This window comes from Kitasatospora sp. NPDC088779, from assembly GCF_040685395.1.
Classification (GTDB): domain Bacteria; phylum Actinomycetota; class Actinomycetes; order Streptomycetales; family Streptomycetaceae; genus Kitasatospora.
The window spans coordinates 166873-181273 of the sequence record NZ_JBFBHW010000010.1; the positions used below are offsets into that span (position 1 = coordinate 166873).

Genomic DNA, 14401 nt, shown 5'->3' on the forward strand with positions numbered 1-14401 from the left:
GCGTCGGACGATGCCGTGATAGTGGCCTGCCGGAGGGGCGGCCGGCCGTAGGCTGGAACGACCCGAAATCCCGGAAGAGAGGTAGTCCGACGTGTCGCCGCGCCGCAACCGGATCAAGAGCGCCGACCCGGGCGGGAGCGCCGAGCAGGCCTCCCCGCTCGGCGGATCGCTGCGCCGCACCGAGAGCCACCAGGGCGACGACTGGGTGGTCCAGACGGTCGCCGGGACGGCCGGGCGGCACTACCGGTGCCCGGGCTGCGACCAGGAGATCCCGCCCGGGATGGGCCACGTGGTGGCCTGGCCGATGTACGGCGCGGGCGTGGACGACCGGCGGCACTGGCACCGCGCCTGCTGGGGCGCGCGGGAGCGCCGGGCCTCCAACGTCCTGCGGGGCCGCGGCGCTCCGCGGTACTGAGCCGGTCAGGCGTCCCGGTTCTTGAGCACCAGCGCGCCGCCGAGCAGGGCGGCGAGCGTCCAGGCCAGGCAGATCACGAAGCCCTCCCACGGCCCGTACGGCTGGCCGTGCTGCTCGTACACCAGCAGCATCCGCGACCCCGCGTAGTCCGGGAAGTAGTGGGCCAGGGTCTTGACCTTCGGCACCGCCGAGAGGATCGGCGAGAGCAGGAAGAAGAACGGGACCAGTACGCCCAGTGCCAGCGTCTGGCTGTGCAGCATCGTGGTGACGCCGGCCGAGAACAGGCAGAGCATCGTCAGGTACAGCGCGGCGCCGAACACCGCGCGCAGCACGTGCGGTTGGTCGAGGCTGGTGGAGTGCGAGCCGAGCAGCGCCTGGCCGGTGAAGAAGGTGACGAAGGCCGTCACCACCGAGACCGCCAGGGCCATCGTGCCGAGCACCACCGCCTTGCCGGTGAGCAGGGTGCCGCGCTGCGGGACGGCGGCCAGGGTGACCCGGATCATGCCGGTGCTGTACTCGTTGCCGATGGCCAGCACGCCGAACACGATGATGGCGAGCTCGCCGAGCATGATGCCGGAGAAGGCCGTGCCGGTGGCGTCGAAGACGGACTGGTCGCCCCGCCGGAACTCGCCGAAGTTGCTGTTGGTGAGCAGGGACAGCAGCGCGCCGATGCCGACGGTGACGACGAAGGTCAGCGCGAGCGTCCAGATCGTCGAGCGGACGCTGCGGATCTTCGTCCACTCGGAGCGCAGGATCGCCGGGAAGGACGTCATCTCAGTTCTCCTCCTGCCGGGCCGCCGCGGTCTGCGGGGCGCCGTCCGCCTTCCAGCCGGCGCCCCAGACGCCGGGTGCGCCGGCCGCGTCCCGGCCCGGGCCGTCGCCCGCGTGGTACTCCACCGAGTCGGCCGTCATCTGCATGAACGCCTCCTCCAACGAGGCCTGCTGCGGGCTGAGTTCGTGCAGGACGACGCCGTGGGCCGCGGCCAGGTCGCCGAGCCGGGCGAGATCGCCGTCGACCACTTCGTAGGAGCCGCCGGGCCCGGGTTCGGACCGGAGCCCGGCGCCGGACAGTGCGTCGAGCAGGCGCTCGGGGTGCGGGGTGCGCAGCCGGACGGCGGAGCGGGAGTTGCGCCGGATGAACTCCGGCATCGGCAGGTCGGCGAGCAGCCGGCCCTTGCCGATGACCACCAGGTGGTCGGCGGTGACGGCCATCTCGCTCATCAGGTGGGAGGAGACGAAGACGGTCCGGCCCTCGGTGGCGAGCCGCTTCATCAGGTTGCGGATCCAGAGGATGCCCTCCGGGTCCAGTCCGTTGACCGGCTCGTCGAACATGACGATCTCCGGGTCGCCGAGCAGTGCGGAGGCGATGCCCAGGCGCTGGCCCATGCCGAGCGAGAAGCCGCGGGCCCGCTTGCGGGCGACCGGGGTGAGGCCCACCAGGTTGAGCACCTCGTCCACCCGGCGGGTCGGGATGCGGTTGCTCTGGGCGAGCCAGAGCAGGTGGTCGCGGGCGGTGCGGCCGGGGTGGACGGCCTTGGCCTCCAGCAGCGCGCCGATGTACTTGAGCGGTTCGCTGAGCTGCCCGTAGCGCTTGCCGTCGATGGTGACCCGGCCGCTGGTGGGGCGGTCGAGGTCGAGGATCATGCGCATGGTGGTGGACTTGCCTGCGCCGTTGGGGCCGAGGAAGCCGGTGACCACGCCCTGGGGGACCTGGAAGCTGAGCCGGTCCACCGCGAGGGTCCTGCCGTAACGTTTTGTCAGGTCGTGCAACTCGATCATTCGCGCTCCCTTACTCCTGGTAAGGCTAGGACAAAGCGGATATCACGGCCCGCTGAGTGGGCCCGCCGGGCGTGCCGGAATACGGTGGGCCCATGACCCAGCCCCCCTCCGCAGTGTCGGTCCGCGAGAGCGGCACCGGAACACCCCTCGTGCTGCTGCACGCCTTTCCGTTGAACGCCTCGATGTGGTCCGCCCAACTGGACGCGCTGCCCGGTCTGACCGGCGACGAGGCCCGGGTGCTCGCCCCGGACCAGCGCGGCTTCGGCGGCACCGAGCTGGGGGCCGACGAACCCTCGCTGGACCTGGTCGCCGACGACCTCGCCCTGCTGCTGGACGCGGCCGGGATCGAGCGCGCGGTGGTCGGCGGGCTCTCCATGGGCGGCTACGTGGCGCTGGCCTTCGCCCGCCGCCACCCGGACCGGCTGGCCGGACTGCTGCTGGCCAGCACCCGCGCCACCGCCGACACCGACGCCGTCCGGGCCAACCGGGAGCGGATCGCGGCCGCCGTCACCGCCCGGGGCAGCGTCCAACTGCTGCTCGACGAGGAGGTCGCCGCCGGGCAGCTCGGGCCGGACTCGCTGCACCTGGTGGAGCGGGTGCGGTCGCTGGTCGCGGCCGCGTCGCCGGCCGCCGTCGCCTGGGCCCAGCGGGCCATGGCGGCCCGGCCGGACGCGCTGGACGTGCTGGCCGGGCTGCGGGTGCCCACCGCCGTCGTCGCGGGCGCGCAGGACGGCCTGGTGGCGCCGGAGGAGGCCGAACCGATGCTCCGGGCCCGGCCGGGCGCCGAACTGACCGTCATTCCCGGGGCGGGCCATCTGAGCGCCCTGGAGGCACCGGAGGCGTTCAACACCGCCGTCCGCGACCTGCTGGCCCGGGTGACGGCGGGATGAGGGAGGAAGCGACCGGCTGGGACTTCTCGGCGCTGGAGGTGACCGGCCGGATGCCCGTGACCAACCGCGGCGAGGGCCTGGTCGAACTGACCCTGGAACCGCTCGGCGAGGACTACTGGCTGCGCCCCGGCGAGACCTTCATCGTCACCTCGTACGGCGACCACGGCTCCGGCCACCCGTTCGAGGTGCAGTACTGGCCGGACTCGGTGTCGGTCTGGTGCACCTCGTGGTTCGGCACCGTCTCCGACGACGAGGGCAACCAGCTCAGCAGCGGGCACCAGCGGCCCGACGGGGCCTACCCCAGGTGACGCCCGCTCACCCAGGTCACCCGAGATGATGACGGTGGAAAGACGGCAGGCCCTCACCCTGGTGGGTGAGGGCCTGTCCGCTGTTCCGCACGTGCCGCACGTGCCGTCCGTTCCGCACGTACCGCACGTACCGCCGGGCGCCGGCGCCCGGCGGCGGCGTCAGCGCGACTGCTGGGCGGGCACGCCCATGGTGTCGTCGCCCGGCAGCGAGGCGGCGGCCACGGCCGCGCCGGTCAGCGTCGCCAGCATCTCGCGGACGTTGGTCAGCTGGGCGTTGATGCTGTCGCGGCGGTTGGTGAGCGCCGCCAGCTCGCGCTCGGACTCGCTGCGGATCCGGTCGGCCTTGGCGTTGGCGTCCGCCACGATGTCCTCGGACTGGCGCTGTGCCGTCTCGACGGTCTGGCGGGCGCGGCGCTCGGCGTCGGTGCGCAGCTTCTCGGCCTCCAGGCGCAGCTGCTCGGCCCGGTGCTCGATCTCGGCCAGGCGCTTCTCGGCCTTGGCCTGACGGGCGGCCAGGTCACGCTCGGACTGCTCGCGGCGCTTGGCCAGGTTGGTCTCGAACTCCAGCGCGGCCTGGGCGGCCTTGGTGCGGGTCTCCTCGAAGAGGGCGTCCGCCTCCTCGCGCTTGTTCTGGGCGTCCTTGTTGGCCTCGGCGCGCAGCTGGGCGCTGTCGCTCTTGGCCTTGTCGACGATCCGCAGACCCTCGTCCTCCGCCTTGGCCTTGCGGTCCTTGGCGTAGTTCTCGGCCTCGGTGCGGACCTGCTGGGCAGCGGCCTCGGCGAGCTCGCGGTGCTGCTCGGAGGCGCGGTGCGCCTCGTCGCGCAGGTCCTTGGCCTCCTCCTCGGCCAGTCGCAGGATCTTCTCGACCCGGGCGCCGAGACCGGCGTACGAGGGCTCCGCCTCGGTGACCGCCGCCTGCGCGGTCTGGGTCTCCAGGTGGAGTTCCTCGATGCGCTTCTCGAGCGCGCTGATCCGGGTCAGGGCACTGTCACGGTCGGCCACCAGCTTGGTGATCCGCTCGTCGACCTGGGCGCGCTCGTACCCACGGCGCACCAGGTCGAAGCCGTGAGGGGAGTGACTGTCGCTCATGGGGTTCTGGGCTTCCTGTCGTCAAACCGCTGAGGTGGTTGAGGGAATCCTGACACGGTACCGGAGTGTCGACGGCGAGATGCCGTCGTCCCGCGGACAATGTCCGCTCAATCGGGTGGTGCGTTCTTGGAACGATTGCCGCCCGACCGGGGGGAACCAATTCCGGCACCCGCCTTGGCACCCCCGTCCTTCTTGGTGCTGCTTCCCCCGTTGGTCTGGGCGACCGGTGCCGGTGCCTCGAACGCCTCCAGCGCGGACAGCACGTCCTGCACCCTGGAGATCTCGGTGTTGATGTCCTTGCGCCGCCGCACCAGTTCGTCCAGCTCGCGACGGCCCTCGTCGGTGACCCGCTTCGCCTCGGCCTGCGCTTCGGCGAGCAGCCGTTCGGCCTCCGCCTTCGCCAGTTCGACCTGCTCGTCCGCGCTGCGGTCGGCGTCCCGCAGCCGCTTCTCCGCCTCGGTGGCGGCGGTCTCCAGCCGCTCCTCGGCCTCGGCCTCGGCCGACTGGAGCTTGGCCTCGGCCTTGACGATCAGCGCCTCGGCGCGGCTGGTGGAGTCGGCGAGCTTGGTCTCCGCCTCCTTCAGCAGCCCCTCGGCCTTGCGGACGGCCGAGATCCGGACCTTGCTGGCCTCCGCGGACGCCTCCGAGGTGAGCTCGCCCGCGCGGTCCTCGGCGGCCGCGACCAGCGCCGCCGCCCGGTCCTCGGCCTCGGCGACGGTGGCCACCGCCTGCTCCTCGGCCTCGGTCAGCTGCTCCTGAGCGGCCGTCACCAGGGCGTCGACCCGCTCGCCGGCCGACTTCATGGCCGCCGCGTTCTCCTTGCGGGCGCGCTCGTGCAGCGCCTCCACCTCGGCGTCGGTGCGCTCGCGCAACTCCTCGGCGCGCTCGCGGATCGCGGTGGAGTCCCGGCGGGCCTCGGCGAGCAGCGTGTCGGCGTCGGACCGGCCCTTCTCCACCTCGGCCTGGCCGGCCGCCTCGCCGGCGGCGACCAGCCGGTCGGCCTCCTTGCGGGCGGCGGCGACCATCGCGTCCGCCTGCTCCTCGGCGGCGGCGGTGGTGGCCAGTGCGGTGGTCTGGGCGTCCTCGCCGAGCGACTCGGCGTCCGCGAAGGCCTTCTCCAGGACGGAGTTGGCCTGCTCGCGGGTGGCCTTGTCGAACTGCTCGGCGGCCTCCCGGGTCTCCGCGTCGTACGCGTCGGCGCGGCCGTGGGCGGCGGCGTCGTACTCGTCGGCGAGGGTCCGGGTGGCGAACGCGTACTCCTCGGCCTCGGCGCGCAGGGCGGCGGCCAGCTCCTCGGCGTCGGCGACCAGGCCGGCCGAGCGCTCGTCGGCGGCGGCCATCGTCCGGGCGGCCTGGGCCTCGGCGTCCGCGCGCAACTGCCCGGCGGCCTCCCGGGCCGCGTGCAGTACGGCGTCGGCCTCCGCCCGCAGGTGCTCGTCGTAGGCCTGGGCCTCGGCGCGCTGACGGCCCAACTCGGCCTCGTGGGCCTCGCGTTCGGCGGCCAGCTCGCGGTCGGTCAGGTCGCGCAGGGCGGTGGTCTCGGCGTCGGTACGGGCGCGCAGTTCGGCGGTCTCGTGGTCGGCGAGGGCCCGCTGCTCGGCGGTCTCGGCGTCGGCGAGTTCGCGCAGGGCGGTGGTCTCGGCGACGGCGAGGGCCCGCTGCTCGGCGGTCTCGCGCTCGGCCAGCTCGCGCAGTTCGGCGGCGGCCTGTTCGGCCCGGTCGCGGACCTCGGCGGCCTCCCGCTCGGCGGCGGCCTTCCGCTCGGCGATCTGCTCGGCGGCGGCCTCGTGCATGCCGGCCACCGACTGGCGGACCTCGGCGGCCTCCTCCTCGGCGGCCTCGACCAGGGCGGCGCCCTCGACACCGGCGGCGGCGACCAGCTCCTCGCCGTCGACCCGGGCCTGCTCCAGGACGGCGGTGGCCTCGGCCCGGATGCTGTCGGCGGTGGCGCGGGCCTCGGACAGCTCGCGGCCGGCCTCGGCGCGGACCGTCTCGGCCTGCTCGGCGGCGAACGCCAGCTCGGCGGCGGCCTTCTCCCGGACGGCCTTGGCGTCCCGGGCGGCCTCGGCCTGGCGCTGCTCGGCGGCGCTCCGGGCGCCCTCCAGCAGTTCCTCGGCTTCGGCGCGCTGGGCGGCGACGTGCTGTTCGGTCGCCTCGCGCTGTTCGGTGGTCTCGGCGGTGGTGCGTTCGGTGAGTTCGGTGGCGGCCTGTTCGGCCTTGGCTCGGACGTCGGCGGCGTACGCCTCGGCGGCGGTGCGCTGCTCGGTGGTCTCGCGCTCGGCGAGCTCGCGCAGTTCGGCGCTCTCCCGCTCGGCCAGCTCGCGCAGTTCGGTGGTCTCGCGCTCGGCGAGGGCGCGCAGTTCGGCGACGTGCTGTTCGGTCGCCTCGCGCTGTTCGGTGGTCTCGGCGGTGGTGCGTTCGGTGAGTTCGGTGGCGGCCTGTTCGGCCTTGGCTCGGACGTCGGCGGCGTACGCCTCGGCGGCGGTGCGCTGCTCGGTGCTCTCGCGCTCGGCGAGTTCGCGCTGCTCGGTGGTCTCGCGCTCGGCGAGCTCGCGCAGTTCGGCGCTCTCCCGCTCGGCGAGGGCCCGCAGCTCGGTCGCCGTCTGTTCGGCCTGCTCGTGGGCGGCCTGGGCGGCGGCCAGCTGCTCGGCGGTCTCCTCGCGTTCGCGGTGCAGCCCGGCGGCGGCCTCCTCGTGCTCGCGCCGGCTCTCCTCGCGCAGCGCGTTCGCGGCGGCCTCGGCCTCGCTGCGGGCACGGGCGGCCTCGGCGTCGGCCTCGGTGCGGACGCGCTCGGCGTCGGCCACCGCGGCGTCCCGGACGGCGTTCGCCTCGGCCTGCGCCTCGGCGCTGAGGGCGGTCGCGGCGGCGTTCGCCTCGGCCCGGACCCGCTGGTCGAACTCGGTCGCGTCCCGGCGGAGTTCGGCGGTCTCGCGCTCGGCGGCGGCGCGGTTCTCGGCGGCTGCGGCCTTGGCGGCGGCGAGGGCGTCCTGGCCCTGCTGCTCGGCGGCGGTGGTGGTCTTCTCGGCCTCGGTGCGGGCCCGGGCGAGGGTCTGCTCGGCCCGGCCCTGGGTCTCGGCGGCCTGTTCCTGGGCCTGCGCGCGCAGCCGCTCGATCTCCCCGGCGGCGCCCGCGCGCAGCTCGTCGGCGTCGGCCTTGGCCCTGGTGAGCAGTTCCTCGGCGTTCTTCGCCGACTCCTCGATCTGCACGACGGCCTGGCGGCGGGCCTCGCCGCGCACCCGGTCGGCCTCGGCGGCGGCCTGGGCGCGCAGCTCCTCGGCCTCGGCCCGCAGGCGGGCCGCCTCGTCCTGCATCTGCTCGATCCGCTCGCGGATCGCGGCGGCGTCGTCGAGCGCGGCGTTCTGGGCCTGCTCGACGGCGGCCTGGGCCTGCTCGCGCAGGCGCTGTGCCTCGGCGGCGGCCTCGGTGCGGATCCGCTCGGCCTCGGTGGCGGCCTCGGTGCGGGCGGTCTCGGCGTCCTGGTCGGCCTGGCCGAGCACCTCCTCGGCGGTCTTGGCGGCCTTGGCGAGGTGGACGGTGGCTTCCTTGGCGCCGGCCGCCCGGCCCTCCTCCTCGGCCGCGTGGCGCAGCCGCTGGGCCTCGGCCTCGGCGTGGGCGCGGAGTTCGGCGACCTCCCGGTCGGCCTGGGCGCGCAGTTCGGCGATCGCGGCCTCGGCCTCGGCGCGCAGCTCGCCGGCCACCGATTCGGCGGTGGCCCGCAGCCGTTCGCTCTCCTCGGCGGCGGCGGCCTTGGCGGCCTCCGCCTCGGCCTGCTTGGTGGTGGCCTCGGCGCGGATCGCCTCGGCCTCCTTGGTGGCGTGGGCGACCATCCGGGCGACCTCGGCACGGGCGGTCTGCGAGCGCTGCTCGTTGGCGGCCTCGCCGTCGGCGGCCTTGCGTTCGGCGGCGGCCTCGGCGTCGGCCTGGAGCTGTTCGGCGGCCTGTTCGGCCTGGGCCCGCAGCTCGGCGGACTCGCGGCGGGTGCGTTCGGCCTCGGCGATCGCCTCGGCACGCAGCCGCTCTATCTCGGCCTGGGCGTGGGCGAGCTGCTGCTCGGCCCGGATCTGCTCGGCGGAGGCCTGCTCCTTGAGCCGGCCGATCTCGGCCTTCGCGACGGCGAGCTGCTGCTCGGCGGCGGCGTGCGCGGCGGCCAGCTGCTGCTGGGCCTCGCCGCGGGCGGCGTCCACGTCGGCGGCGGCCTGGGCGCCGGCCTGCTGGGCGTGCTCGGAGGCGGCGCGCAGCAGGCGCTCGGCGTCGCTCTGGGCCCGCTGGAGGGCGGCCTCGGCGGCGGCCTGGGCCTCGCCGCGGGCGGCGTCGATGTCGGCGGCGGTCTGGGCGCGGGCCTGGTCGGAGAGCGCGACGGCCTCCGCGCGGGCGGCGGCGACCATGCGCTCGGCCTCGGCGCGGGCGTCCTGGAGCAGGCGCTGGGCCTCCTGCTCGGAGCCGGTCCTGGTCTGCTCGGCCCAGCCGTTGACGTGCTGCTCGGCGGTGCGGCGCAGCTCGGTGAGCTCGTCCTCCAGCTGGCGGCGGCGGGCGGTGAGCTCGGCCTCCAGTCGGGCGGTGCGCTCGGCGGCCTCGGCCATGATCCGCTGGGTGGCGGCCTGGGAGTCGCGCAGCTGGCGCTCGGCGTCGGCGCGCAGCTGCTGGGCCTGCATCTCGGCAGTGCGGAGCATCTGCTCGGCCTGGCCGGAGACGGCGTCGAAGGCGCGCGGCTGGGCGAGCATGCGGCGGGACTCGTGCAGCTTGGCCCGGAGCACCTCCACCTGGTAGGCGAGGTCCTCGGCATGCTCGACTGCCTTGTCCCGCTCCTTTCGAGTCCGACCCATCTCGGCCTCGAACTGGGAGAGGTGATCGTCAACCTCGTAGCGGTCGTTGCCCCGCACTCCGCGGTCCCATCCATCTCCTGGTCGCGTCCTCGACCCGGCCGGTCCAGGGCACCCGTTGTCCGGGTACTGGTCCGACTGGCTCCTTGCATCCGCAGCCGGTGGACGGCCCGCCGGTCAATCCGGGGCCGCCCGCCGCGGTCGTCGGAGCCCTGGGCGTGGAAGCGCGGTGATGCCGCGTTCCCCCGTCCGGGTGGACTCCTGGGCGAACTCTTGCCTTGTGGAGAATGGTGACAGATCAGTGTTGCGACTGTTCAGCCGTGCCCGCGTTGTGGACTCCCCTGCGACGGGCCGGCCACCGCTGGGCGGACGGGCCTGTCATCGGCCGTGCCCGTCGCCTCCGTCCCCCGGAGCCTTCGCGCACCTGGGCATTGTAGTGGGAGCGCACCGCGGGGGAATGGCCGCGTGGTGGTTTTCCGGCTGTCGGACGAGGTTACTGACGGGTCATGACCGGCGATTCGGGGGTGCCGCCCGGTCGTGGGCGGCACCTGGCGGGGGTCAGTGGGCGTCGTGGACGCCCGGTTCGGCGGAGGTGACCAGCTCGGTCAGGACGCCGCCGCAGTCCTTGGGGTGCAGGAAGGTGATCCGCGAACCCATCGAGCCGATCCGGGGCTCGTCGTAGAGGACCCGCACGCCCTTGGCCCGGACGGCCTCGGCGTCGCCGTCCACGTCGGCGGTGCCGAAGGCGATGTGGTGCACGCCCTCGCCGTTCTTCTCCAGCCACTTGGCGACGGTCGAGTCGGGCCGGGTGGGCTCCAGCAGCTGGAGGTAGGAGGCGCCGCCGTCGCCGGTGTCGTTGATCTTGAGCATGGCCTCGCGGACGCCCTGCTCCTCGTTGACCTCGGTGTGGAACACCTCGAAGCCGTAGGTGGCGCGGTAGAACTCGACCGTCTTGTCGAGGTCGCGGCAGGCGATGCCGATGTGGTCGATACGGGTCAGCACGGCGACCTCCGGGGGCGGGTTGGGTACCTCGGGAACCAGGTGGCACCAGTGCAGCGCATCGCCGCTGACCGGCGCCAGCGCCGGACGTGCGAGTCTGCTCACACGCCGGGGGTCCACCCGGGCCGCACACCGGGGGCTCACCCGGGGCGGACGCCGGGGTTCACCCGGGCCGCGTTGACACGGTGTTGACTGGAAGGTGCCAGTGCGCTCGATCACACCGTCGCTCCGGTGACGGGCGGGTAACGGGTCAGTACATTGAGCGCATCCTCACCTGGCCACGACGTGCGAAGGGGCTCGTCCCATGACCAACACCACCTCTGTGATCGTTGCCGGTGCGCGGACCCCGATGGGTCGCCTGCTCGGTTCCCTCAAGGGCTTCTCCGGTGCCGACCTCGGCGGCTTCGCGATCAAGGCCGCGCTGGAGCGGGCCGGCATCACGGGTGAGCAGGTCCAGTACGTGATCATGGGCCAGGTGCTGCAGGCCGGCGCCGGCCAGATCCCGGCCCGCCAGGCCGCCGTCCGGGCCGGCATCCCGATGAGCGTCCCGGCGCTCACCATCAACAAGGTCTGCCTCTCCGGCCTGGACGCCATCGCGCTGGCCGACCAGCTGATCCGGGCCGGCGAGTTCGACGTCGTGGTGGCCGGCGGCCAGGAGTCGATGACCAACGCCCCGCACCTGCTGCCGAAGTCCCGCGAGGGCTACAAGTACGGCGCGATCGGGATGCTCGACTCGATGGCCCACGACGGCCTCACCGACGCCTACGAGAACATCCCGATGGGCGAGTCGACCGAGAAGCACAACACCCGGCTGGGCATCGCCCGCGAGGTGCAGGACGAGATCGCCGCGGCCTCCCACCAGCGGGCCGCCAAGGCGCAGGCCGACGGCGTCTTCGACGCCGAGATCACCCCGGTCGCGATCCCGCAGCGCAAGGGCGAGCCGGTGCTGTTCGGCCAGGACGAGGGCATCCGCGCGGACACCACCGTCGAGGGCCTGGCCAAGCTGCGTCCGGCGTTCGCCAAGGACGGCACGATCACGGCCGGCACCTCCTCGCAGATCTCCGACGGCGCCGCCGCGGTGGTCGTGATGAGCAAGGCCAAGGCCGAGGAGCTGGGTCTGACCTGGATCGCCGAGATCGGCGCGCACGGCAACGTGGCGGGCCCGGACAACTCGCTGCAGTCGCAGCCGTCCAACGCGATCAAGCACGCGCTGGCCAAGGAGGGCCTGGAGGTCTCCGACCTCGACCTGATCGAGATCAACGAGGCGTTCGCGGCCGTCGCCCACCAGTCGACCAAGGACCTGGGCGTCTCCTCGGACATCGTCAACGTCAACGGCGGCGCGATCGCGCTCGGCCACCCGATCGGGATGTCCGGCGCCCGCGTGGTGCTGCACCTGGCGCTGGAGCTCCAGCGGCGCGGCGGCGGGGTCGGCGCGGCCGCGCTGTGCGGCGGCGGCGGCCAGGGCGACGCCCTGATCGTGCGCGTCCCCAAGGACGCCAGCCCGAAGGCCTGATCAGCTGACATGCCTTCGGGGCTGCGGACCGCCACGAGCGGCGCCGCAGCCCCGAAGGCATCCGCGCGAGGAGCTCCCGATGATCGATGTCGCCACGCTGGTCGAACAGGCCCGGGCGGGCCGGCCGCGGGCGGTCGCCCGGCTGATCACGCTGGTCGAGAACGCCGCCCCGCAACTGCGCGAGGCGATGGCCGCGCTCGCGCCGTACACCGGTCAGGCCTACACGGTGGGCCTGACCGGCTCGCCCGGGGTCGGCAAGTCCACCTCCACCTCGGCGCTGGTCTCCGCCTACCGGCGGCTCGGCAAGCGGGTCGGGGTGCTGGCCGTCGATCCGTCCTCGCCGTTCTCCGGCGGGGCGCTGCTCGGCGACCGGGTCCGGATGCAGGACCACGCCACCGACCCCGAGGTGTTCATCCGCTCGATGGCCACCCGCGGCCACCTCGGCGGGCTGTCCTGGACGGCGCCGCAGGCCCTGCGGGTGCTGGACGCGGCCGGCTGCGACGTGATCCTGGTCGAGACCGTCGGGGTGGGCCAGTCCGAGGTGGAGATCGCCGCCCAGGCCGACACCACCGTGGTGCTGCTCGCCCCCGGCATGGGCGACGGCATCCAGGCCGCCAAGGCCGGGATCCTGGAGATCGGCGACGTCTTCGTGGTCAACAAGGCCGACCGGGACGGCGCCGACGCCACCGCGCGCGAGCTCAACCACATGCTCGGCCTCGGCGAGGCCCGCGGGGCGGGGGACTGGCGCCCGCCGATCGTCAAGACCGTCGCCGCCCGCGGCGAGGGCGTCGACGAGCTGGTCGAGGCGCTGGAGAAGCACCGCGCATGGCTGGAGGAGCACGGCGAACTGGCGGCGCGCCGCCGCCGTCGGGCCTCCGACGAGATCGAGGCGATCGCGTTGGCCGAACTGCGCACCCGGATCGGCGACCTGCGCGGGGACCGCCACCTGGCCGGCCTGGCCGAGCGGGTGGTGGCGGGCGAACTGGACCCGTACGGCGCGGCCGACGAACTCGTGGCCGGCCTCACCCGGGGCTGAGGACGGCGCGGGGCCGGCCCCCGGTGGGGGGTCGGCCCCGGTGTGCTGGGGGGCGGCGCGTCAGGCGCGGCCGCGCAGGCCGCGGAGGTGTTCGGCGACCGGGGCGAGGGCCTCGTACATGGCGTCGAGCTGCTCCTGGGTGAAGCGGTCGATGAAGTGGGCCCGGACGCTGCGCACGTGGTCGGGGGCGACCCGCTGCATGGTCTCCCAGCCGTGCTCGGTGAGGTGGGCGTAGAGGCCGCGGCGGTCGCCGGGACACTCCTGGCGCAGCACCAGGCCGGCGTTCTCCATCCGGGTGATCTGGTGCGAGAGCCGGCTCTTGGACTGGAGGGTGGCGGTGGCGAGGTCGGTCATCCGCATCCGGCGGTCGGGGGCCTCGGAGAGCACCACCAGGATCTCGTAGTCGTTGATCGCCAGGTTGTGCGGCTGGAGTTCACGGCTGAGCTGGTACTCCAGCAGCTTGGCGACCTCCAGATGGGCGCGCCACATCCGCTGCTCCCTGGCGGTCAGCCAGGGAGTCTCCTCCTCGGGCTGCGACGGAGGGGTGTCCGCAGTGTTGATCGTGTGCGTATCCATGGGCTCAGCATACCCTATTTAGTTCAATCTTGTACAAGTTTACAGGCCGAAACGTCGCCCCAGATCGCCCAGATTACCGAGACCCGGCACGTTGAGGTTGCCCCCGCCGTGGCCCGACGCCGCCGGCTGCGACGGCACCCCGCCCACCGGCACGCCCGCCTCGGCGTCCACCTGGCCCACCGACCGCTCGGCCATCAGTTTCTCGCTGGACTGCAGCAGCACCTGGCCGGCGCCGATGAACTCGAACTGGTGCTCCTCGCCGGAGGCCCCGCCCAGCCCGGTCAGCCGCCGGATGCCGCCGATCAGCCCGTGCATGTAGTCGTGGTCGTAGTGGTGGCACGGCGCCGGGCAGTCCGCCCAGCCCACCAGCGCCTGCGGGTCCACCCGGATCGGCGGCTCGACGAAGTGCACCGGCCCGTTGGAGGCGGCGACGAACTTCCCGGTGCCGATCAGGGTCAGGAAGCCCGGGATGATCGACTGCTTGAGCCGCAGCGACGGGTCGAAGGCCAGCAGGTTGCCCGAGCGGACGGTCAGGTTGCCGTCGTCCAGGTCGTAGGAGTTGAGGTCGAAGGCCCGGTCGGCCAGCAGCAGCTTGCCGCGGCCCTGGGCGACCACCCAGTCCGCCGCGTGCATCGGCGAGTTGAAGTGCTGGCCGATCACCCGGTCCAGCATGCCGGCGCCGACGCCCTTGAAGGTGATGTCGCCGTAGTAGGCGACCATCTTGCCCTTCTGCAGGAAGTACGAGCCGTTCAGGTCGACCGAGAAGGCGTACGGGTTGACGTTGTCGTTCACCGGCAGGCTGTACGCGTCGTGCACCACCGGGCCGGAGCCGCCGTGCGCGCTCGGCAGCGGGGCCTGCTGGCCGCCGAACTGCTCCTGGGCGTAGGCCTGTTGGGGCTGCTGCGGGGGAGGCGGCGGCGGGTACCCGCCCTGCTGGGGGTAGCCCTGCGCGGGCGGCGGCGCGTAGCCCGGCGGG

Annotated in this window: 12 protein-coding genes; 5 read left to right on the forward strand and 7 right to left on the reverse strand. The window is 73.8% G+C overall.

Going from position 1 to position 14401, the window contains the following annotated elements; translation table 11 throughout:
- The first annotated feature begins 91 nt into the window (after window positions 1–91).
- Window positions 92–415: an ATP/GTP-binding protein gene (locus tag AB0P03_RS12225; protein WP_363582013.1), complete on the forward strand. Its 324-nt coding sequence runs from the start codon at window positions 92–94 to the stop codon at window positions 413–415.
- A gap of 5 nt (window positions 416–420) precedes the next feature.
- Here AB0P03_RS12225 and AB0P03_RS12230 read toward each other — a convergent pair whose 3' ends face one another.
- Together AB0P03_RS12230 and AB0P03_RS12235 are read right to left on the reverse strand one after the other, a co-directional pair.
- Window positions 421–1188, reverse strand: a complete 768-nt coding sequence (locus AB0P03_RS12230; protein ID WP_363628712.1) for an ABC transporter permease subunit — start codon at window positions 1186–1188, stop codon at window positions 421–423.
- A 1-nt stretch (window position 1189) separates the two neighbouring features.
- Window positions 1190–2194 carry an ABC transporter ATP-binding protein gene (locus AB0P03_RS12235; protein ID WP_363582018.1) on the reverse strand — a complete coding sequence of 335 codons (1005 nt, stop codon included), beginning with the start codon at window positions 2192–2194 and terminating at the stop codon, window positions 1190–1192.
- Window positions 2195–2286: 92 nt separating this feature from the next.
- Between AB0P03_RS12235 and AB0P03_RS12240 the strand changes: the two genes are divergently transcribed.
- Together AB0P03_RS12240 and AB0P03_RS12245 are read left to right on the forward strand one after the other, a co-directional pair.
- Window positions 2287–3084: an alpha/beta hydrolase gene (locus AB0P03_RS12240; protein WP_363628713.1), complete on the forward strand. Its 798-nt coding sequence runs from the start codon at window positions 2287–2289 to the stop codon at window positions 3082–3084.
- The gene (locus tag AB0P03_RS12245) at window positions 3081–3392 is read left to right on the forward strand and encodes a hypothetical protein (protein ID WP_363582022.1); all 312 of its coding nucleotides are present in this window, start codon (window positions 3081–3083) and stop codon (window positions 3390–3392) included. Before AB0P03_RS12240 ends, AB0P03_RS12245 begins: the two co-directional genes overlap by 4 nt.
- Window positions 3393–3551: 159 nt before the next feature.
- Here the strand turns inward: AB0P03_RS12245 and AB0P03_RS12250 are convergent, their stop codons facing one another.
- The 3 genes from AB0P03_RS12250 to mce all read right to left on the reverse strand — a co-directional run bounded on the left by AB0P03_RS12250 (window position 3552) and on the right by mce (window position 10303).
- The gene (locus tag AB0P03_RS12250; protein WP_063347784.1) at window positions 3552–4481 is read right to left on the reverse strand and encodes a hypothetical protein; all 930 of its coding nucleotides are present in this window, start codon (window positions 4479–4481) and stop codon (window positions 3552–3554) included.
- 107 nt (window positions 4482–4588) lie between these two features.
- Window positions 4589–9361, reverse strand: coding sequence for a hypothetical protein (locus AB0P03_RS12255; RefSeq protein WP_363628714.1), 4773 nt, complete (start codon window positions 9359–9361; stop codon window positions 4589–4591).
- 498 nt (window positions 9362–9859) lie between these two features.
- Complete coding sequence (mce, locus tag AB0P03_RS12260) at window positions 9860–10303, reverse strand: methylmalonyl-CoA epimerase (RefSeq protein ID WP_363582154.1); 444 nt, start codon at window positions 10301–10303, stop codon at window positions 9860–9862.
- Between the two features lie 301 nt (window positions 10304–10604).
- On the opposite strand from mce, the gene AB0P03_RS12265 reads away from it, so the two are divergent.
- Together AB0P03_RS12265 and meaB are read left to right on the forward strand one after the other, a co-directional pair.
- The gene (locus AB0P03_RS12265) at window positions 10605–11813 is read left to right on the forward strand and encodes an acetyl-CoA C-acetyltransferase (protein ID WP_363628715.1); all 1209 of its coding nucleotides are present in this window, start codon (window positions 10605–10607) and stop codon (window positions 11811–11813) included.
- A 79-nt stretch (window positions 11814–11892) separates the two neighbouring features.
- Window positions 11893–12849 carry a methylmalonyl Co-A mutase-associated GTPase MeaB gene (gene meaB / locus AB0P03_RS12270; RefSeq protein WP_363371930.1) on the forward strand — a complete coding sequence of 319 codons (957 nt, stop codon included), beginning with the start codon at window positions 11893–11895 and terminating at the stop codon, window positions 12847–12849.
- A 60-nt stretch (window positions 12850–12909) separates the two neighbouring features.
- Here meaB and AB0P03_RS12275 read toward each other — a convergent pair whose 3' ends face one another.
- Together AB0P03_RS12275 and AB0P03_RS12280 are read right to left on the reverse strand one after the other, a co-directional pair.
- Window positions 12910–13425 carry a MarR family transcriptional regulator gene (locus AB0P03_RS12275; protein WP_350879579.1) on the reverse strand — a complete coding sequence of 172 codons (516 nt, stop codon included), beginning with the start codon at window positions 13423–13425 and terminating at the stop codon, window positions 12910–12912.
- Between the two features lie 39 nt (window positions 13426–13464).
- Entirely contained in the window at window positions 13465–14274 is an 810-nt protein-coding gene (locus AB0P03_RS12280; protein WP_363628739.1) for an AIM24 family protein, read from the reverse strand.
- Between the last annotated feature and the right edge of the window lie 127 nt (window positions 14275–14401).

What these genes read in the sequence shown, in the direction of transcription:
- AB0P03_RS12250 (WP_063347784.1), bottom strand. Translation starts at nt 4,481, where the DNA reads ATGAGCGACAGTCACTCCCCTCACGGCTTCGACCTGGTGCGCCGTGGG.
- meaB (WP_363371930.1), top strand. Translation starts at nt 11,893, where the DNA reads ATGATCGATGTCGCCACGCTGGTCGAACAGGCCCGGGCGGGCCGGCCG.
- AB0P03_RS12265 (WP_363628715.1), top strand. Translation starts at nt 10,605, where the DNA reads ATGACCAACACCACCTCTGTGATCGTTGCCGGTGCGCGGACCCCGATG.
- AB0P03_RS12240 (WP_363628713.1), top strand. Translation starts at nt 2,287, where the DNA reads ATGACCCAGCCCCCCTCCGCAGTGTCGGTCCGCGAGAGCGGCACCGGA.
- AB0P03_RS12245 (WP_363582022.1), top strand. Translation starts at nt 3,081, where the DNA reads ATGAGGGAGGAAGCGACCGGCTGGGACTTCTCGGCGCTGGAGGTGACC.
- AB0P03_RS12230 (WP_363628712.1), bottom strand. Translation starts at nt 1,188, where the DNA reads ATGACGTCCTTCCCGGCGATCCTGCGCTCCGAGTGGACGAAGATCCGC.
- AB0P03_RS12235 (WP_363582018.1), bottom strand. Translation starts at nt 2,194, where the DNA reads ATGATCGAGTTGCACGACCTGACAAAACGTTACGGCAGGACCCTCGCG.
- AB0P03_RS12275 (WP_350879579.1), bottom strand. Translation starts at nt 13,425, where the DNA reads ATGGATACGCACACGATCAACACTGCGGACACCCCTCCGTCGCAGCCC.